This is a genomic window from Chromobacterium sp. Ag138 (assembly GCF_055181315.1).
Map to the genome: position 1 here is coordinate 4,408,071 of NZ_JBUPWA010000001.1, position 19,235 is coordinate 4,427,305.

Sequence of the window (19,235 nt, forward strand, 5' to 3'; positions counted from 1 at the left end):
TCCGCTCTGCGCCAGCTTACCCACTATTGAAGAGACGAAACGAAATGAGCCACCCCTCCACCCTCGCCTACGTGGTCGACGAGGCTGCCAGCAAGCAGGAAGTGCTGCTGTCCGAGCCCGGCCGCTATCTGCTCAGTTCCGCCATGGCCGGCGCGCTGATCGCCGTCGTGCTGGCGGTCAGCCTGAAGTTGGGCCAGGTGTTTTTCGCCGCCGGCGATTCCGGCTATTACATCGCCACTTCCGGCTTTTTCGGCGTGGCGCTGGTGAGCATCATCGTCTGCAAGGTGGAGTTGTTCACCAGCAATGTGATGTACTTCACCGTCGGCCGCCTGAGCGGCCGCTGCCGCACCTGCAACCTGCTGCGCAGCTGGGCGGTGGTGTATATCGGCAACCTGATCGGCGTGCTGCTGTTCGTCGCCGTGCTGGCCGGCGCCGGCGGTATGGGCGCGCTGCCCGCCAACCATCTGCTGTTCAGCGTGGTGGAGCACAAGGTGCATGCGTCCTCGCTGGAGATCTTCTGGAAGGGTGTGCTGTGCAACTGGGTGATCTGTCTGGCGGTCTGGGTGCCGATGCGGCTGGCCAACGAGGCGGCGCGCCTGCTGATCATCATGTTGCTGGTGTTCGTGTTCTTCTTCTCCGGCTTCGAGCACAGCATCGCCAACATGGCCTTCTTCGCGCTGGCCAAGCTGCAAGGCATGGCCGGCCTGGAGTGGAGCGACATCCTGCACAATATGCTGCCGGCCACGCTGGGCAATATCGTCGGCGGTGCCATCGGCGTCGGCCTGGTGGTGTTCCGGCTGGAACGCCACACGCTGCAGGCGGTCTGACGCTGTAGGGAAACATTCCGGCCAGAAAGCGGCATGTGGATGTTCGATTTCGAATGTAGTCGGCGCGGTACATGGCGTACCGCGCCGATTTTGCTATAAACCATTGAGAAAATAAGGACATTGGACGCATCTGGCATGTTGCGCCGCGGGATCGAAAACGCGCCGAAAGCGATGGCTGACTTGACTAAGATCAAGCGAAATTTTCGAATCCGAATGTACGATGTGTTCAATATCTAACACTTACTGGATCAGCCAAGAAGGAGGCACCAGATGGACGCCATCACTCAAAATGCTACCCAAGCCAACCCGTGGCGCGACTTCGCCGCAGGCGACTGGCAGAGCAAGGTCGATGTCCGCAACTTCATCCAGCTGAACTATCAGCCGTACGAAGGCGACGACAGCTTCCTGGCTGGCGCCACCGATCGCACCAAGAAGCTGTGGGATACCCTGGGCGAACTGCTGAAGCAGGAACGCGCCAAGGGCGTGCTGGATGTGTCCGCCGACCGCGGCTCCTCCATCACCGCGCACGACGCCGGCTACATCGATCAGGCCAATGAAGTGATCGTCGGCCTGCAGACCGACGCGCCGCTGAAGCGCGCCATCATGCCGAACGGCGGCCTGCGCATGGTCGAGAACGGCCTGGACGCCTTCGGCTTCAAGCTGGACCCAATGATCAAGGAAGTGTGGGAAAAGTATCGCAAGAGCCACAACCAGGGCGTGTTCGATGTCTACACTCCCGAAATCATGGCTTGCCGCAAGTCCGGCGTGATCACCGGCCTGCCGGACGCCTATGGCCGCGGCCGCATCATCGGCGACTACCGCCGCGTGGCCCTGTACGGCACCGACTTCCTGCGCGCCGAGCGCCAGCAACTGTTCCACGAGCTGGACAACGCCACCTTCACCGATGATGTGATGCGCCAGCGCGAAGAGCTGTCCGAGCAATTCCGCGCGCTGGACGAACTGAAGCAGATGGCCGCCAAGTACGGCTACGACATCAGCCGTCCGGCCGCCAACGCCCGCGAAGCGGTGCAATGGGTGTACTTCGCTTACCTGGCCGCGGTTAAAGAGCAAAACGGCGCCGCCATGTCCTTCGGCCGCGTGTCCACCTTCCTGGACATTTACATCGAGCGCGACATAGCCGCCGGCGCGCTGACCGAAGAGCAAGCCCAGGAAATGATCGACGATCTGGTGATCAAGCTGCGCATCGTCCGCTTCCTGCGCACCCCGGAATACGATCAACTGTTCTCCGGCGACCCGACCTGGGTGACCGAATCCATCGGCGGCATGGGCGAAGACGGCCGCACTCTGGTGACCAAGAACAGCTTCCGCTTCCTGAACACCCTGTACAATCTGGGCCCGGCGCCGGAACCGAACCTGACCGTGCTGTGGTCCACCCGCTTCCCGCAAGGCTTCAAGAACTTCTGCGCCAAGGTGTCCATCGACACCAGCGCCATCCAGTACGAAAACGACGATCTGATGCTGCCCTACTGGGGCGACGACTACGGCATCGCCTGCTGCGTGTCGGCGATGAAGATCGGCAAGCAGATGCAGTTCTTCGGCGCCCGCGCCAACCTGGCCAAGGCCATGCTGTACGCGATCAACGGCGGCCGCGACGAGAAGAGCGGCGCGCTGGTGGCTCACGGTTTCGAGCCGATCACCAGCGACGTGCTGACCTACGACGAGCTGATGCCGAAGTTCGAGAAGATGATGGACTGGCTGGCCGCCACTTACGTCAAGGCGCTGAACTGCATCCACTACATGCACGACAAGTACGCCTACGAACGCATCGAAATGGCGCTGCACGACCGCGACATCGTCCGCACCATGGCTTGCGGCATCGCCGGCCTGTCCGTGGCCGCCGACTCGCTGTCCGCCGTCAAGTTCGCCAAGGTCCACATCATCCGCAATGAAGACGGCCTGGCCGTCGACTACAAGATCGAAGGCGACTACCCGGCTTACGGCAACAACGACGATCGCGTCGACGACATCGCGGTGTGGCTGACCCAGTCCTTCATGGACAAGATCAAGGCCCAGCCGTACTTCTACCGCGACTCCAAGCCGACCCAGTCGGTGCTGACCATCACCTCCAACGTGGTGTACGGCAAGAAGACCGGCAACACCCCGGACGGCCGCCGCGCCGGCGAACCGTTCTCCCCGGGCGCCAACCCGATGAACGGCCGCGACGTGAAGGGCTTCGTCGCCGCGGGCGCCTCGGTGGCCAAGCTGCCGTACGACTCGGCGCTGGACGGCATCAGCTGGACTGCTTCGGCCACGCCGGACGCGCTGGGCCACACCGCCGAAGAGCGCATCCTGAACCTGGCCAACTGCCTGGACGGCTTCTGCTCGGCTCACCCGACCGAGTTCAGCAGCGCCAACTGCACGCCATTCGACTGCGAAGGCGAGCGCCACATCGCCGGCGGCGGCTTCCACGTCAACGTCAACGTGTTCAAGCGCGAAACTCTGCTGGACGCGATGGAGCATCCGGAACTGTACCCGCAGCTGACCATCCGCGTGTCGGGCTACGCCGTGAACTTCATCAAGCTGACCCGCGAGCAGCAGCTGGACGTGATCAACCGCACTTTCCACGGCAAGATGTAAGCTGAAAGAAGGTAGGGCGGGCAACCGAAAGGCTTGCCCGCGCGGAAACACCATCGCATCAATGGCGGGGCGGTCCGGAAGGAAAGCCCCGCTTTTTCACAAGATTCACCGGAGAAACGGCATGATCCCACCTATTGCCGCAGACCACACCGAAGCATCCGTTAAGGCCGAAACCATAGGCTATCTGCATTCCACCGAGAGCGGCGCCGGCGTCGACGGCCCCGGCATGCGTTTCGTGTTTTTCACCTCGGGCTGTCAGTTCCGCTGCCTGTACTGCCACAATCCGGATACCTGGAAGCTGCACAACGGCCGCCAGGTCACGGTGGAGCAGGCGCTGTCCGAAGTCGCTTCTTACGCGCGCTTCCTCAAGTTCGCCGGCGGCGTCACCATTTCCGGCGGCGAGCCGCTGATGCAGCACGAGTTCGTCGGCGAGTTGTTCCATGCGATCAAGCAACGCTTCGGCCTGCATACCGCGCTGGACACCCAGGGCTTCCTGCACGAGCGCGTGCCGGATGAATGGTTCGACGATGTCGACCTAGTGATGCTGGACATCAAGCATTTCGATCCGGAAAAATACCAGGCCCTGACCGGCCAGCCCTTGCAGCCGACGCTGGATTTCGCCCGGCGCCTGCAGCGGCTGGGCAAGAAGATGTGGATACGCTACGTGCTGGTGCCCGGCCTGACCGACGGCGACGCCGACATCGAGCGCCTGGCCGATTTCATCGCCGCGCTCGGCGATGTGGTGGAGCGGGTGGAAGTGCTGCCCTTCCATCAACTGGGAAAGGACAAATGGGCGCAGCTGGGCATGGAGTACCAGCTGAACGACACGCCTATCCCCACCGCCGAGCAGGCCGCGCATGCGCGCGCGCTGTTCGCCAGCCGCGGCATGAAAGTCACCTGAGGCTTCTGCGCGTGTCCTTCAAAACCGCCGCCGCGTTTCGCGCCGGCGGTTTTTGCGTTTTTGGGGCACCTTGGCGTTTGCGAGCGGTCTGGAATAAGGAAAAGGAGCGGGAATGAGCAAGATTCTGGAGATTTGCGCCGGTTCGCTGGCGTCCTGTGTTGCCGCGCAAGCCGGCGGCGCAGACCGGGTAGAGCTGTGCGACAACCTGGGCGAAGGCGGCACCACGCCGTCCTACGGCGCGTTGGCGATGGCGCGCGGCAAACTGGACATCAAGCTGCACGCCATCATCCGCCCGCGCGGCGGCGATTTCCTCTATTCCGCGCTGGAGTTCGACGCGATGGCGCATGATGTCGAGGTTTGCCGCAGCCTGGGGCTGGACGGCGTGGTGCTGGGCCTGCTGACCGCCGACGGCGACGTCGACGCGGCCCGCACCCGCGAGCTGGTCAGCCTGGCCGGGCCGCTGGGGGTGACGTTCCATCGGGCTTTCGACTTGGCGCGCGAGCCGGAGCGGGCGCTGGAGGAGGTGATCGCCGCCGGTTGCGCGCGCCTGCTCAGCTCCGGCCAGGCGCAGAGCGCGCCGCAGGGCGCGGTGCTGCTGTCCCGCCTGCGCGAGCAGGCCGGGGCGAGACTGACGGTGATGCCCGGCGCCGGCGTGCGCGCCGGCAATATCGCGGCACTGGCGGCGGCGAGCGGCTGCGCGGAATTCCACGCGTCGGCGCGGGGCGTGGCGGAGAGCGGCATGCGTTACCGGCGCGGCGGCGTCGGCATGGGCGCGCCGGGCGTGGATGAATACGCGCGGCAGGAAACCTCGGCGGCGCTGGTGCGGCAACTGCGGGAGGCGCTGGAACGGATATGAGCGGCCGGCTTATCCAGCCGGAATGGAATATTGCCAGCCTGAATTTACCTTAAATGTGTGGCACACTTTCTTAACAAATGGCATAAGCATCCTATGTCAGCCTATAGAGGAGGTGAGCTATGAAACTGGTTTCCATGTCCCGCAACGCGCTGGCCGGCGGCGGCCTTCTGCTGATCGCCCTGCCGGCGTTGGCGGGCCAGGGCGCGGTGGCCTCGCCGGACCAATACGGCGCCGAAGTCGCGGCGCGGATCCTGAAATCCGGCGGCAACGCGGTGGACGCCGCGGTGGCCACCGCCTTCACGCTGGCGGTCACCTATCCGGAAGCCGGCAATATCGGCGGCGGCGGCTTCATGACCATCTACCAGGGCGGCAAACCGTATTTCCTCGACTACCGCGAAGTGGCGCCCAAGGCCGCCAGCCGCGACATGTACCTGGACAAGGACGGCAAGGTGGCGCCGGACATGAGCCTGGTCGGCGCGCGCGCCGCCGGCGTGCCTGGCACGGTGATGGGCTTGTGGCAGGCGCACCAGCGCTTCGGCAAGCTGCAATGGAAGCAATTGCTGGAGCCGGCGATCAACTACGCCGAGCAAGGCTTCACCGTGGCCGCCCGCCAATACCAGTACCGCGACGAAGCGGTGAAGCTGTTTGAAGGCAAAACCAATTTCGCCCAGTATTTCGGCAAGATGAAGGGCGGAGAAAGCTTCCGCCAGCCCGAGCTGGCCGCCACGCTGAAGCGCATCGCCCGCTACGGCGCGGCCGAGTTCTACCAGGGCGACACCGCCAAACTGCTGGTGGCGCAGATGAAGCGCGACAAGGGCCTGATCACCGCCGACGATCTCAACGACTACCGCGCCAAGTGGAGGGAGCCGATCCGGATCGCCTGGCGCGACCGGACGATCTACACCGCGCCGCCGCCCAGCTCCGGCGGCGTGGCGCTGGCGCAGCTGCTGGGCATCAAGCAGGAGCGGGCGTCGGACTTCACCGGCGTGGCGTTGAACTCCGCCCGCTACATCCACCTGCTGGCGGAGATCGAGAAGCGGGTGTTCGCCGACCGCGCCGATTACCTGGGCGATCCGGACTTCGTCAAGACGCCGGCGGCGCAGCTGATCGACCCGGATTATCTCGCGCGCCGCGCGGCCGAGATCAACCCGACGGCCATCTCGCCGACGCCTGACATCAAGCCCGGGCTGGACCCGCGCCAGACCACCCACTTCTCCATCGTCGACAAGTGGGGCAACGCGGTGGCCAACACCTACACCCTGAACTTCGATTTCGGCAGCGGCGTGGTGGTCAAGGGCGCCGGCTTCCTGCTCAACGACGAGATGGACGACTTCAGCGCCAAGCCCGGCGTGGCCAATGCCTTCGGCGTGGTGGGCAAGGACGCCAACGCCATCGCGCCCGGCAAGCGCATGCTGTCGTCGATGTCGCCCACCATCGTCACCCGCGACGGCAAGGTGGAGCTGGTGATCGGCACCCCCGGCGGCTCGCGCATCTTCACCTCCATCTTCCAAGTATTGAACAATCTGTACGATTACAAGCTGCCGCTGAAGGAGGCGGTGGCGACGCAGCGCGTCCACCACCAGCTGCTGCCCAAGGACACCATTTTCTACGACCAGTACGCGCCGCTGACTGGCCAGGCCGCCCAGGAGTTGAAGGCGATGGGCTACACGCTGAAGGACCAGGGCTGGCGAATGGGCGACATCCAGGCGGTGAGGGTGAGCGGCGGCAAGACCGAGACGGCGTCCGATCCGCGCGGACGCGGAGCGGGCATTGTTGTGGAGTGAGCGATTTTCTTGAACCGCGATGAAACGAGAAAGACATGCAGTACAAAACCGTGTTGAGCGATGCGGCGGCAGCCGAAACCCGGGCGGCGATCGCCGCGCCCCTGGTTGCCTATAACGACGCGCAAGTCGGCGCCGGCGGCCACCGGCCGCTGGTGATCCGGGTGGAAGACGAGGAGGGGCGGGTGGTCGGCGGCCTGTGGGGCTACACCCGTTACGGCTGGCTGTACACCGAGCTGCTGGCCGCGCCGTCCGGCGCGCGCGGACTGGGCCTGGGCCGCCGGCTGATGGAGGAGGCGGAGCTTGAGGCGAGGGCGCGCGGCTGCGTCGGCGCCTGGGTGGACACCCATAGTTTCCAGGCGCCGCGTTTCTACGAAAGCCTGGGCTACCAGCGCTTCGGCGAACTGGACGACTACCCGCCCGGCCACAGCCGCATTTTCTACCGGAAATCGCTGCGGGATGGATCCTGATGGCCGGGCGCTTCGGCCCCCGGCATTGGCATTGACAAATTTATCGAACCATGACTGGTGATTGGTTCTAGTCTCGACTAAAACGCTATGTGTAACTACTAAGCAGTTGGGAGCATAGCGTGATTCAACTTCTCGCCCAATTCAGCATCCGCGCCAAGATCTTCGGCTTGATCGTGCTTGGCGTGTTGGCTTCGTTGATTATCGGCGTCAATGGCATTTCCGGCGCCTCCAGCATGTTCGACCTGACCAAGGACATGCACGACAACGCGCTCAAGCCGGTCTATCTGCTGGGGCAGGCCGCCAAACAGGCGGCTTACGTCAACCGCGCCGACTACCGCTACATCGCTGAGACCGAGAAAGCGCAGATGGATCAGGTGCAGATCAATCGCGACAAGTTCGAGGCGGCGATGAAGGGTTTCATCGACCAGTACCGCCAGACCCAGCTGACCCCGCCCGAGGTGGACGGTCTGAAGCGCTTCGACGCCGCCTGGGCGGCGATGGAGGGGCCGTGCAAGCAGGTGCGGGACCTCAGTTATAACGATACCGGCAACGGCGAGAACAACAAGAAGGCGCTGGCCATCATGTCCAAGCAGTGTCGGCCGTTGTTCACCGCTGCCGACGATGTGCTGACCGAACTTTCCAATATCAACATCAAGCTGGCCGACAAATCGCTGGATGACGCCCAGGGCAAGTACCAGGCGCTGCGCACCATGGCGATCACGGTGCTGGCGGTCGGGCTGGTGGTGCTGGTCGTGTTGGGTCTGGCGATCCAGAATGGCATCGTCGGCAGCCTGAAAGAAGCCTGCCGGGCGATGGAGAAAATGGGCGGCGGCGATCTGACCGGCGAGGTCAGGGTCAGCGGCCGGGACGAGATCGCGGAGATGATGCGTTCCTTGTCCGATACCCAGCACCGGTTGCGCACCACGGTGGGCGAGATCATCCGCTCGGCGGCCAGCGTGGCGGCCACCTCGGAAGAGTTGGCGGCGTCTACCGAGCAGGTCAGCGCCAGCATCGGCCAGCAGGTCAACGCCACCTCCAGCGCGGCGGCGTCGATAGAGGAGCTGACGGTCAGCATAGACCTGTGCGCCAGCAACGCCGGCCAGGCCAACGCGCAGGCGGCGGAAGCCGGCCAGCAAGCCAAGGCCGGCAACAAGGACGTGCAGGACTCCACCGTCCGGGTGAAGCGCGTGAATGAGAGCGTCACCAGCTCGGCCGACAGCCTGGAGTCGCTGTCCGACCAGGCGCAGCAGATCGGCAGCATCGCCACCGTGATCAAGGACGTGGCCGATCAGACCAACCTGCTGGCGCTGAACGCGGCGATTGAGGCGGCGCGGGCCGGCGAGCAGGGCCGCGGCTTCGCCGTGGTGGCCGACGAGGTGAGAAAGCTCGCCGAGCGCACCACCAGTTCGGCGCAGGAAATCACCAATATGATAGGCAAGATCCAGGAAGGCGCGCGCGAGGCGGTGGACGGCATGCGCAGCAGCCGCCAGATCGTCGCCGACGTGGTGGTGGCGGCCGAGAACGCGTCGGCCACCATCAGCACGGTGGAGGAGCGCGCCGCCGGCGTGGTGTCGGCGATCAACGAGATCGCGATGGCGGTGGGCGAGCAGCGCCAGGCCAGCACCGAGCTGGCGGGGCGAGTGGAAGCCATCGCCGAAATGTCCAAGGAAAACGGCATCGCGGTGGATGTGTTCTCGCAGGCGACGCGCGAGCTGGCGATGGTGGCGGAGAAGCTTCAGCAGACCACGCTGGCGTTCCGGATGGAGTAAGGGCGGGCGGCATGGCTTGGCATCCGCAGCGCGGATGAGGGCTTGCGGCGCCGGGACAGTTTGGCGGCGAGAAGGGGATGCCGGCGCGGCCGACATCCCCTTCGTGTTGGGAGGCGTTTACATCCGCTGGAACAGGTGGGCGTAGCTGCGGCTCACCTCCAGCGGCTGCGGATAGCCGCGCAGCAGCAGCTGCATGCCGCGCTCGTCGCGGCGCACCTGTTCGATGGCGGCCACCCGCACCAGGGTGGAGCGGTGCACCTGCCAGAATTCGTCGGGGTCCAGCTGCGGCAGCAACTCCTTGATCGGCATGCGGATCAGCGCTTCGCCGCCCGCGGTCTGCACCCGGGTGTATTTCTCGTCGGATTGGAAAAACAGCACCTCTTCGGTGGCGATCATCCGCATCGAACTGCCCACCGACGCGCGTATCCAGCGCAGGTGGGCGGGTTTTTCCAGTTGCCGGCTCAATTGCTTCAGCGCGGACTGCCAGTCCGGCGCGGCGGCTTCCGGCGCGCGCTGCTGCCAGCGCTGGCGGGTGCGCGCCAGCCTGTCGTCCTCCACCGGCTTGAGCAGGTAGTCGATGGCGCCTTCCTCGAAAGCCTGGATCGCGTACTGGTCGTAAGCGGTGACGAACACCACCGGGCACAGGCCGTTCAGCTCCATCGCCGCGGCGATGCCGCTTTGCACCGGCATGGTGATGTCCAGAAAGGCCAGATCGGGCCGATGCGCGCGCGCCAGCTCCACCGCCTGCCCGCCATCGCGGGCTTCGGCGACGATTTCCAGTTCCGGCCAGACCCGTTCCAGCGCGGCGCGCAATTGCTCGCGCATCAGGCGCTCGTCGTCGGCGATCAGGGCGGTTAGCGTGCTCATGGTTTCCTTTCAGCTCAGGGCGAAGGGCAGGACGATGGTGGCGCGGGTGCCGCCGGACTCGGGCGCTTCCAGCGCCAGCTCGGCCTGCGGTCCGTATAGCATGGCCAGCCGCTCGCGGATATTGGCGAGGCCCATGCCCTGGCCGGGCAGTTCCGGGAAGCCGGCGCCGTCGTCGCGCACTTCCAGCCGGAGCCTGCCGTCCAGCACCTTGGCTCCCACCTCGATGGACCCGCCCTCGGCCTTGGGCTCCAGGCCGTGCTTGATGGCGTTCTCCACCAGCGTTTGCAGCATCATCACCGGGAAGCGGGCGGCCAGCAGCGATTCGGGCACTTTGAGCCGGACCTGCAGCCGGTCTTCCATCCGCAACTGCATGATTTCCAGATAGGCGCGCGACAGCTCCAGTTGCTGGCCCAGGCTGGTTTCGCCGGGCGAGTCGCGCCATTCCGGCAGCGAGGAGCGCAGGTAGCGGATCAGCGCTTTCTGCATCGACAGCGCCTTGACCGGCGATTCCTCCATCAGCTGGCACACCGACGACAGGGTGTTGAACAAGAAATGCGGCTCGATCTGCGCCTGCAGCGCGCCCATCCGCGCTTCCGCCAGCTGGCGCTGCAGCGTCTCCAGCTCGGCCTGTTGTTCGGCCTCCTCGCTGCGGGCGATGGCCTGGTCGGCGGCGCGCTCGGCCTGGTATTTACCGCCGGCGAGTATCTTCACCAGGATCGACACCAGCACCAGCGTCAGCGCCAGCATGTGAAGCTGCAGAATGCCGCCGAGGATCATCGCCAGCAGAGAGGCCAGCGCCAGCCGGCCCCAGCCCAGCCGCGCCACCTTGTCGACGAAGCTCCACCAGACGCGTTCCACGGTTTGCAGAATCGCGCCGGCGTGGTCCTGGCTCATCGCCGGGCGGTTGTGATTATCCATGCTTCACCTCTTTGCGCTGCGACGGAATCTTGAAATGCGCCTGGCGGAACAGCCGCTTGGGCTGCGTGAAGTCCAGCGACAGCCAGACCAGCGCCGCGGGCACGATCACGGCATTGACGGCCAGGATGGCCAGCAGCGCGGACGAGACCAGATGCCCCCAGTCCATATTGCCCGCCCAGTCCGTCAATTGCAGCCAGTACGACGGGATATGATGGCAGAGCTGGATCAGAGCGTCCAACAGCGCGGCGGTGTCGAGGTGGTTCATGGCGTTTCTCCTGTTTGGTTTGTGGTGTGACTGTAGGAGAGCGCCGCAAGGGAGGATATCGACATGCGACGGACTGCCGAAAGCGTGGGATGAAACGCGTTTGGCGCGGATGAAACGCAGCCGGGTTGAGAGGTAAGAGAGAGTCCCCCGACGCGCCGCATGGCTGCCGGGGGAGGATGTTACAGGCCTAATGCTTGTTCAAGCGCCCGCATTTCGCCGCGCCATGCCCGCTGCAGCTGCGGCTTCTGATGCCTGGGCTTGCGGGCAAGGTCAGCCGCCAGCAGCGCCTCCAGTTCGCACAGCCGCTGCCATTGCGCGTCTTCGTCGCTTGGCTCCGCCGGCGCGGGCGCGTCGGATGCCGGGGCCGGCCGGCCGGGCGAGCCGGCGGGCGCGGTGAACAGCGCGGCGTAGGCGCTGTCGGCATCCGGCCATTCTTGCAGCCGGCCGTCGCTCAGCACCCAGAAGCGGTTGCACGCGGCTTCGATCAGCTCCCGGTCGTGCGAAACCAGCAGCGCGCCGCCGGGGAAGGCAGCCAGCGCGCCGGCCAGCTCGCGCTTGCCGTCCAGGTCCAGGTGGTTGGTCGGTTCGTCCAGCCACAGTAAATGGTGGCTGGCCAGCGACAAGGCCAGAAACAGCAGCCGCGCGCGTTCGCCGCCGCTGAGGGAGCTGACTTTCTGGCTGTGCCGCGCATAGGCGAAGCCGGCGGCGATCAGCGCGTGCCGGCGCGCGGCTTCCGGCAATGGCGCCAGCGGATAGAGCGCGTCGATCAGCGTCGCGTCATCGGCCAGCTGCCGCAGCGACTGGTCGTAATAGGCGATGCTGGCCGCCGGATGCCAGCGCCAGCCTGCGCGCGGCTCGCCGGCCTGAAAATCGGCCCAGCACTGGCGCAGCAGCGACGATTTGCCGGCGCCGTTGGCGCCCAACAGCGCCACCCGGTCGCCGGGCCGCAGCCACAGTTCGGCGGCGGCGAACAACGGCGGCAGGCCGGGCGCGGCCGACACCGGCAGCGACTCGAAAGCCAGCAGGCTGTCGGCCGACAGCGCCTGGCCTTGCAGGCTGAGCCGCCATGGGCTGCCGCGGCTGACGAAGGTCTGTTCATCCTTCAGCCTGTCGATGCGCTTTTCCATGGACTTGGCCTTGCGGACCAGCTTTTCGTTGTCGTGCTCGCGGCCCCAGATCGCCAGCCGCTTGCTGCTGGCGGCGAGGCGGTCTATCTCTTTCTGCTCGCCGGCATGGCGGGCGCGCGCGGCTTCGTCGGTTTCGGCCAGCTCGGCCAGCGCCTGGCTGCAAGGCAGCTCGAAGCGGTGCAGCCGCGCGTCGCGCATCACCCAGCTGTGGCGGGTGGCGCGGTCCAGCAGCCTGGCGTCGTGCGACACCAGGATGAAGCCGCCCGGCCAGCGGGAGAGGAAATCCTCCAGCCATAGCAGCGACGGCAGGTCCAGGTGGTTGCTGGGCTCGTCCAGCAGCAGCAGATTGGGCTGGCGCAGCGCGGCGCGTCCCAGCAGCAGCCGGGTATGCTGGCCGCCGCTGAGGCCGGATACCGGCGCGTCGGCCTGGGCGCTGAGCTCCAGTTCGGCCAGCAGGCTGTCGACGCGCCAATGCTGGTCTGTCTCCACCGCCTCCAGCAAGGCCTGGCGCGCGCTCAGCGCGTATAGGCGTTCGGGCAGATGCTGTTCGACATGCTGCAGCCGGCAGGCGGACGCGTATTGGATCTCCCCGCTGTTGGGTTCCAGCTGGCCGGACAGCAGTTTCAGCAGCGTGCTCTTGCCGCAGCCGTTGTGGCCGATCAGGCCGATGCGGTCGCCCAGTTTTACGGTGAAGGAAAGGTCCTGGAACAGCGGGCCGTGGCCGGCGTCCAGTTGGATGGACAATGCGGAAATCAGGGTTGTCATGCTTGTGCTCTCGCTTGCTCGGGACGTGGCAGTCCCTGTCAACAGGAGCGCTGGCGACAACGGGGGTGAGTCGAGAAAGGACTCTGAAGGATGGGAGTATGGCTTTGCTCGAACCCGCTTATCGCAGCGCGATGCATGGCAGGCAAGAGCGTTCAAATGTGCCGTACAGGCGAGCCAGCATGAATGGGCGCGCAGAGAAAACCATATTTACCTCCTTTCTTTACGTAAGAGGAGTGGAGGATTGCGCAGTATAAGCCAGCGCGGGGGGCGGCCGCCAGCGCCCGGCGTGGGGCAGGGCATGGCGGCGCTCATTGGCTGACAATCAGCTCTGTTTCCTCTGCCGGTTTGCTGGATTGGGGCCGGTGTTTACTTCTGCCGGGTGACCCAGGTGCGCAGCGACACGCCGCCGGGAATGCCGCGGCATTGCGGCGCTTCTTGAGCCGACATCAGTTGGAAGTTCTTGCCGGTCCAGGCCCAGCTGGCGCCGCCGCCGCAATCGCCGATGCCGCGGCCCTTGGCGTAGCTGGACAGCTCGCCCTTGTCGAAGGCGGCGTTCATCAGGAAGGTCTCCTTGCCGTCCTCGCCGCGCAGCTTGATCTCGCGCGGGCGGAAGGGCGGCGCGTCGCCGCTGGTCCAAACCTTGTAGCTGCCCTGGTAGGCGCCGCGGCCGCATTCGCGCAGCACCAGCACCTGGCTGGCGCTCAACCGGTACAGCTGGACATTGGGATGCTCCTGGTCTGGCAGCTCGTCCCAGCATTCCTTGTCTACGATGCGCAGCTGCTTGAGTATGGCGGGCAGCAAGGCCTGGTCGCCAGGCTTGGCGGCGGGCGGCTGCTGCGGAACCAGCAAGGGCGGATTCTGCGAGGCAGGCACAGCGGATTCCGGCTTGCCGCCTTTCTTCACCAGCGCGCCGGCGGTGCCTACCCGCCCCTGCACATCGTCCATTTTCAGCAGCGCGGCTTTCAGGCCGGCCAATGACAGCGTCCATTCACGCTTGCCATCGGCCAGCGCCACCTCGTCGGCGTCCAGCATGGCCGCCAGCAGCTGCGTGGTCTGCGCATCGCTGAACACCTGCTCGGTGCCGATGCCGGTCCATTTGATCTTGCCTACCTTCAACGTGAGCCTGCCGATCTTGCCCCCATCCGGGTCGTCGATATAGAGCTGGGCGCTCAAGCGGCTGCCGGGGCCGGCTTCCCGCGACAGCAACAGGCTGATCGGATTGTCGCCGTCCTCGGCCTGGGTGCCGTTGGCCTCGCAATGGCGGATGTTGTCGCAGGCGACGGCCCAGTCCTTGAACTGGAAAACCTTGGCCGAGGCGGGCAGGGCCAGCGCCAGCAGCGCGGAAGCGAGCAGAGTGCGTTTCATGCGGGTTCCTTGTTTTGCATTGCCTGGATGATGGGCGCGTGTCGTTTGCCGCAGAACGCGGGCTATCCGCCGAACAGCCCCGGCGGCGCGCTGCGCTCCAGCTCGAAACGCAGCAACGCGGCTTTCAGCGGCAGGCCGCCGGCATAGCCGGTGAGGCTGCCGTCCGTGCCCAATACCCGGTGGCAGGGCACGATCAGCGCGATGGGATTGGTGGCGTTGGCCCGGCCCACGGCCCGCGCGCCGTCCGGGTTGCCCAGGGCGCGCGCCAGCTCGCCGTAGCTGACGGTATGGCCATAGGGGATCTCGCGCAACGCCGCCCATACCTGTTGCTGGAACGGCGTGCCTTGCGGCGCCAGCGGCAGATCGAAGGTTTGGCGATTTCCGGCCTGGTACTCCGCCAACTGGCGCGCCACCTCGGCCAGCGCCGCGTCGTCGCGCGGGCAGGCGTGGGCGGCCAGCTGTTCGGGCGTGGGGTTGAACAACAAGCGCAGCAGCGCGCCGCGGGCGTCCAGCCAGGCGGCCACCGGGCCGAAACGGGTATCGATCAGGCCGTGGCAGGCGGCGGTGGTCATGGGGCTTACCTTGAAACAGGGGGGTGACGCGATTGTAGCGCCATCCTGCTGAGGATTCGATATGGATCAGGCGGCAGACGGCAGCGCCAGTTTCGCGTTCACCATCGCCTCATCCGGCGCATAGGCGCCGGCTTGGCCTGCGGCGCAGGCGGCGGTGGCGGCGGCGAAACGCAGATGCTCCGCCATTGTCCGGGACGGGTGTTTCAGCAGGCTGGCGATCAGGCCGCCGATGGAAGCATCGCCGCAGCCTATGGTGTCCGCCACTGCGGCCGGCAGCGCCGGCTGTTGCAGTTCGCCGTCCGGGGTGATCAGGCTCATTCCGTCCGCGCCGCGGGTGAACAGGATGGCCGCCTGGGGCGCGAGGCGGCGCAGGGCTTCCAGCGCATGGGTTTGATCCCGTGCCGGAAACAGCTGCTGCAGGTCCTCATCGGAAACCTTGATGTAGCTGGCCAGGCCGGCCAGCGCCTCGAAGCGGCGGCGGTAGCCGGCCTCGCTCATCGCGCTGCGCATATTGGGGTCGAAAGCAATGGCCACGCCGCGCGCGGCCAACTCGTGCGTCAGCTCCAGCAGCCGGTCGGCCAGCGGCGGTCTGGCCAGGCTGATGCTGCCGAAGTAGGCGATGCGCAGCGCGTCCAGTCCGTCCGGCGGCAGCCGGGCCGGGTCGAAATGCAGGTCGGCGCTATTGTCGCCGACGAAAAAATACGATGGGGGCTGGCTGGAGGGCACCATCGCCAGCAGCGGCGGATAGGGCAGGGTCTGGAGGAAGCGGGTATCCAGGCCGGCGGCGGCGGAGGTTTCCAGCAACTGCCGGCCCAGCAGATCGTCGCTGACCGCGCCGGCGAATGCGGCGCCCACTCCCAGCCTGCCCACCACCCTGGCCACATTCCAGCCGGCCCCGCCCGGGCGGGACTGCCAGGTATCACTGTCCACGCGGATGAAGTCGGTCAGGGCTTCGCCAAAGGCGATGAACTGTGGGGGAGTCATCTTCTATGCTTCTCCAGGACGCGCGATGTGCTGAGGTTAAGACGGTGATGCGCCTAGACCCAGTTGGCGCGCATATAAGTCAAAAGGCTGGTCCAAATCGTATCGGATATGATGGTGAATGCTTGAAGCGTCATTGTCCAGCTTGTATTCGGCATATCGCATTGTTTTGGGTCAGGCTTTGAACGTCAGCCAGGGGCGCAGTCGAACCGCGGCTTGGATCAGTCCGGCTTCTTCTTGCGCGGCGATCACGGGGCCGACGGGCTTGTAGGCATGCGGTGCTTCTTCTATGCGCCTTTCCTCCCGCAGGGTCACGCATTGCCAACTGCCGGGCGTGACCTCTGTCGCAAGTCGCCTCATCGCCTGGCGGCGCATGCTGCGGCCCGCGCCATGGCTGCAGGACCATAGCCAGTCGGGATGGCCAAGACCGGCTGCGACATAGCTGAAATCACCCATGGATCCGGGTATCAACGCCAACTCGCCTTCGCGCGCCGGTGTGGCACCCTTGCGGTGGATGTTGAGGCCCTGTTCGCGCAGTACCACGTTATGCGGCACGTCCACCACCAAGCGGCTATTGGACTGGCCCAGCGTTGCCTCAATGGCTGAGCGCACCATTTCGGTCAGTGCCATGCGGTTGGCCCAGGCATAGCGGGCCGCCGTCCCCATCGCGATCAGGTATTCATCCGCCAGCGGACCGGATAGGCCAAACAAGCCATGCTCCGGATATTTCATCTGGCGAGGCCAAGTTGCGCGCGCCTTGTCCATCCAGCGCTTACCGACATAGAAGCCGACATCGCGGGAACCGGTGTGGATCATGAACACCACATCGTCTTTGGCCAAGCCGGCGGCGTAAGCCGCGTGGCGGTCCAGCACTTGGTCCACGACTTGGAGCTCAACGAAGTGATTGCCCGCGCCTTGGGTTCCCAGGCTAGGGTCGCGTATCAGCTCGCGTGTGCCTACCAGCGCCTCTGGCGCGTAGCGGATTGCGGAGTCAAAGCTATCCAGGCTGACGCAGGCCGCCAGCTCATTCAGCAGGCGGGTTCTGTTTACGCCGGCCCACAGGCCTTCGCGCGGCAGCAGGTCGATGAAGGCATCCGGTCCTGCGTCGAATAGCGCGGCAAAGCCGCGGCTGAATACCGGCAGGTTGCGGCCGTTATCCAGCAGCAGATGGGTGAGCCGAGATTGCAGCGCGTCTTTGTGTGGGGCGATGGTCTCATACTGGAGGCCTGTGCTCACCAGGCGCAGGCCGCAGTTGATATCGGTGCCTATGGCGGCGGGAATGACGAATTCCGGATCGGTGGCCACTACGGCGCCAACTGGCGCGATGCCTCCTGGGTGGAAATCCGGTGTGGCGCAGGCTTTGCATACGCCGTGGTGGCCATCGGCGGAGCGGGTGGCTGCGAAACCGAGTAGCTGTTTGACGGCCTTTTCTTCCAGAGGGAGGCTATCCGGGAGCAGTACGGTAGCTTCGGAGTCGGCAGTGCGCAGCTGGTAAACATTATTGGTACGTTCAACATGAATGCCCTGGCGTTGTAGGGCGGCTTTCAAGCGGGAAATGGAGGTCATGATGGCATCTGATGCAATAGGTACAGTATCCCCTCCGGTCATCCGGATGGGCAGGTACCTCCAGCAGCAGCGCCAGGAGGAAAGGCGACGATCATAGCATGAGGATGTGCTGGGGAAAATGGTATAGAGTAGGATGTTTCAGTAGCGTACCCAGACTCTAGTTGGCTTGGGTACGCTTCCAGATATACTTGCTCAGATAATCTTTTAGCCCGCAATAGGCTGATTGCACAGCCTATTGCTTTTGGATTAAAAAGCATGTGTAGTTTTCTAGAAATTATCACGGGGTGAGACAGCTTTTCTTGATATTGTTACTAAGTATTTTCGATTATTCCGCTAATCGCTTCTTTTGTTTTTTGTATTGATCTTGTTTCTGTAAGAGATGCTGGTTTGTCCCAGTTTTGATTTTTTATCAATGCGATAATAAATCTTCCATCAGGGTCAAATGATGGCCTCCATGATACATCAATTAATAAATTCTGATCTTTTTTTTCAAGCTGAAGCATATCTTCTTTTAAATAATCTTGTTGTATGGCTGGATCAAAATTCGCATCTAAAAATGAGATGTCATCATATGCGACATGCCAGTCTTTTATGTTGATTCCCCAGAACATAACTATCTCCTTGTTAAATTATTGTACTCGGTTTGGCTAATCGAGTTGCAGGTGTTTGACTTGCTAATCCAAGTGTGCCTACCCACTCAATTGGATTCGATGCATAACTATGAAAATTCATCTCGCCCATCAAACCAATAGGATTCCGCGAAATAAACCGTCCAATATCGGGATCATAGTAGCGATGGCGCTTGTAGTGCAGCCCGGACTCGTCGTTATGATGCTGCTCAATACCGGAGGGACGTCGCCCTCATCCTCGAGATCGCCGCCACGCGTATTCGTTATGGCGCACGCCGCATCTACGTCCTGCTTCGGCGTGAGGGCTGGCACATCAATTACAAGAAGACCTACCGGATTTACTGCGAAGAAGGCCTGAACCTGCGGCGCAAACGTCCCAAGCGGCGGGCGGCAGCGGCGCACCGGCAAGCCCGGCCGGCGGTCTCCAGTTTGAATGCCTGCTGGAGCATGGATTTCGTCGCCGATCAGCTGTTTAACGGGCAAAGAATCCGGGCGTTAACTGTGGTGGATAATTTTAGCCGGGAGAGCCTGGCGATCACGGTGGATTTCGCGCTGAAAGCCGCGGACGTGGTTGCGACGATGCAGCATGTGCAAGCCTTGCGCGGGACGCCGCAACGAATTCAGGTCGACAACGGCAGCGAGTTTATTTCCCTGGCGCTGGACCAGTGGGCCTATGAGCAAGGCGTCACGCTGGACTTCTCACGACCAGGGAAACCCACGGATAATGCCTTTATCGAGTCATTTAACGGCAGTCTGCGGGATGAGTGCCTGAATGTGCATTGGTTTTTATCGCTGGATGACGCACGTGAAAAGATCTAGCGTTGGCGGCAGGATTACAACGAATTCAGGCCGCACAGTTCGCTGGGCGACCAGATCCCGAGCGAGTTCAGACTTGCTCACCTTGAAGCCGGAAATCGCTAGACTAGACCGCTCGGTTAGCCGGGTGGAGGTCAACGTCAAAACGTAAGTGTGAACGTG

General features: G+C 64.1%; 17 protein-coding genes and 1 pseudogene. 8 read left to right on the top strand and 10 right to left on the bottom strand.

The genetic code is table 11. From position 1 onward, the window contains the following. Positions 1-44 precede the first annotated feature (44 nt). The 7 genes from ACY3GB_RS20600 (at position 45) to ACY3GB_RS20630 (ending at position 9,202) form a co-directional block, all read left to right on the top strand. Positions 45-827 (top strand): formate transporter FocA, encoded by a 783-nt coding sequence (locus ACY3GB_RS20600; RefSeq protein WP_463090366.1) that lies wholly within the window; start codon positions 45-47, stop codon positions 825-827. Positions 828-1,097: 270 nt separating this feature from the next. Further along, positions 1,098-3,425, top strand: a complete 2,328-nt coding sequence (pflB, locus tag ACY3GB_RS20605) for a formate C-acetyltransferase (protein WP_463090367.1) — start codon at positions 1,098-1,100, stop codon at positions 3,423-3,425. Positions 3,426-3,546: 121 nt separating this feature from the next. Continuing rightward, positions 3,547-4,326, top strand: a complete 780-nt coding sequence (gene pflA, locus ACY3GB_RS20610; RefSeq protein WP_463090368.1) for a pyruvate formate-lyase-activating protein — start codon at positions 3,547-3,549, stop codon at positions 4,324-4,326. A gap of 112 nt (positions 4,327-4,438) precedes the next feature. Then, positions 4,439-5,182: a copper homeostasis protein CutC gene (locus ACY3GB_RS20615; protein ID WP_463090369.1), complete on the top strand. Its 744-nt coding sequence runs from the start codon at positions 4,439-4,441 to the stop codon at positions 5,180-5,182. A gap of 119 nt (positions 5,183-5,301) precedes the next feature. Further along, on the top strand, positions 5,302-6,966 hold the full coding sequence (ggt, locus tag ACY3GB_RS20620) for a gamma-glutamyltransferase (protein ID WP_463090370.1): 1,665 nt from the start codon (positions 5,302-5,304) through the stop codon (positions 6,964-6,966). A 35-nt stretch (positions 6,967-7,001) separates the two neighbouring features. Further along, positions 7,002-7,433 carry a GNAT family N-acetyltransferase gene (locus tag ACY3GB_RS20625; RefSeq protein WP_463090371.1) on the top strand — a complete coding sequence of 144 codons (432 nt, stop codon included), beginning with the start codon at positions 7,002-7,004 and terminating at the stop codon, positions 7,431-7,433. Between the two features lie 119 nt (positions 7,434-7,552). Then, positions 7,553-9,202 (top strand): methyl-accepting chemotaxis protein, encoded by a 1,650-nt coding sequence (locus tag ACY3GB_RS20630; protein ID WP_463090372.1) that lies wholly within the window; start codon positions 7,553-7,555, stop codon positions 9,200-9,202. Positions 9,203-9,319: 117 nt separating this feature from the next. On the opposite strand, the gene ACY3GB_RS20635 is transcribed toward ACY3GB_RS20630, so the two are convergent. From ACY3GB_RS20635 to ACY3GB_RS20680, 10 genes are all read right to left on the bottom strand, one after another. Further along, positions 9,320-10,069, bottom strand: a complete 750-nt coding sequence (locus ACY3GB_RS20635) for a LytR/AlgR family response regulator transcription factor (RefSeq protein ID WP_463090373.1) — start codon at positions 10,067-10,069, stop codon at positions 9,320-9,322. A gap of 9 nt (positions 10,070-10,078) precedes the next feature. Next, a complete protein-coding gene (locus ACY3GB_RS20640; RefSeq protein WP_463090374.1) occupies positions 10,079-10,987 on the bottom strand; it encodes a sensor histidine kinase in 909 nt (302 codons plus the stop codon). After that, entirely contained in the window at positions 10,980-11,252 is a 273-nt protein-coding gene (locus ACY3GB_RS20645) for a hypothetical protein (RefSeq protein WP_463090375.1), read from the bottom strand. The genes ACY3GB_RS20640 and ACY3GB_RS20645 overlap by 8 nt, the downstream gene beginning before the upstream one ends. A gap of 179 nt (positions 11,253-11,431) precedes the next feature. Next, on the bottom strand, positions 11,432-13,144 hold the full coding sequence (locus ACY3GB_RS20650; RefSeq protein WP_463090376.1) for an ABC-F family ATP-binding cassette domain-containing protein: 1,713 nt from the start codon (positions 13,142-13,144) through the stop codon (positions 11,432-11,434). 366 nt (positions 13,145-13,510) lie between these two features. Beyond that, the gene (locus tag ACY3GB_RS20655) at positions 13,511-14,509 is read right to left on the bottom strand and encodes a DUF1176 domain-containing protein (RefSeq protein WP_463090377.1); all 999 of its coding nucleotides are present in this window, start codon (positions 14,507-14,509) and stop codon (positions 13,511-13,513) included. A 62-nt stretch (positions 14,510-14,571) separates the two neighbouring features. Further along, positions 14,572-15,081, bottom strand: coding sequence for a methylated-DNA--[protein]-cysteine S-methyltransferase (locus ACY3GB_RS20660; protein ID WP_463090378.1), 510 nt, complete (start codon positions 15,079-15,081; stop codon positions 14,572-14,574). Between the two features lie 66 nt (positions 15,082-15,147). Beyond that, entirely contained in the window at positions 15,148-16,065 is a 918-nt protein-coding gene (locus tag ACY3GB_RS20665; RefSeq protein WP_463090379.1) for a carbohydrate kinase family protein, read from the bottom strand. Positions 16,066-16,236: 171 nt separating this feature from the next. Continuing rightward, positions 16,237-17,628, bottom strand: coding sequence for an RtcB family protein (locus tag ACY3GB_RS20670; protein ID WP_463090380.1), 1,392 nt, complete (start codon positions 17,626-17,628; stop codon positions 16,237-16,239). Between the two features lie 311 nt (positions 17,629-17,939). After that, positions 17,940-18,239, bottom strand: coding sequence for a hypothetical protein (locus tag ACY3GB_RS20675; RefSeq protein WP_463090381.1), 300 nt, complete (start codon positions 18,237-18,239; stop codon positions 17,940-17,942). Between the two features lie 13 nt (positions 18,240-18,252). Beyond that, on the bottom strand, positions 18,253-18,471 hold the full coding sequence (locus tag ACY3GB_RS20680; protein ID WP_463090968.1) for an RHS repeat-associated core domain-containing protein: 219 nt from the start codon (positions 18,469-18,471) through the stop codon (positions 18,253-18,255). On the opposite strand from ACY3GB_RS20680, the pseudogene ACY3GB_RS20685 reads away from it, so the two are divergent. Continuing rightward, positions 18,456-19,178 (top strand): annotated as a pseudogene (locus ACY3GB_RS20685) (IS3 family transposase); the annotation flags it as partial. The gene ACY3GB_RS20680 and the pseudogene ACY3GB_RS20685 overlap by 16 nt on opposite strands. Positions 19,179-19,235: the final 57 nt, after the last annotated feature.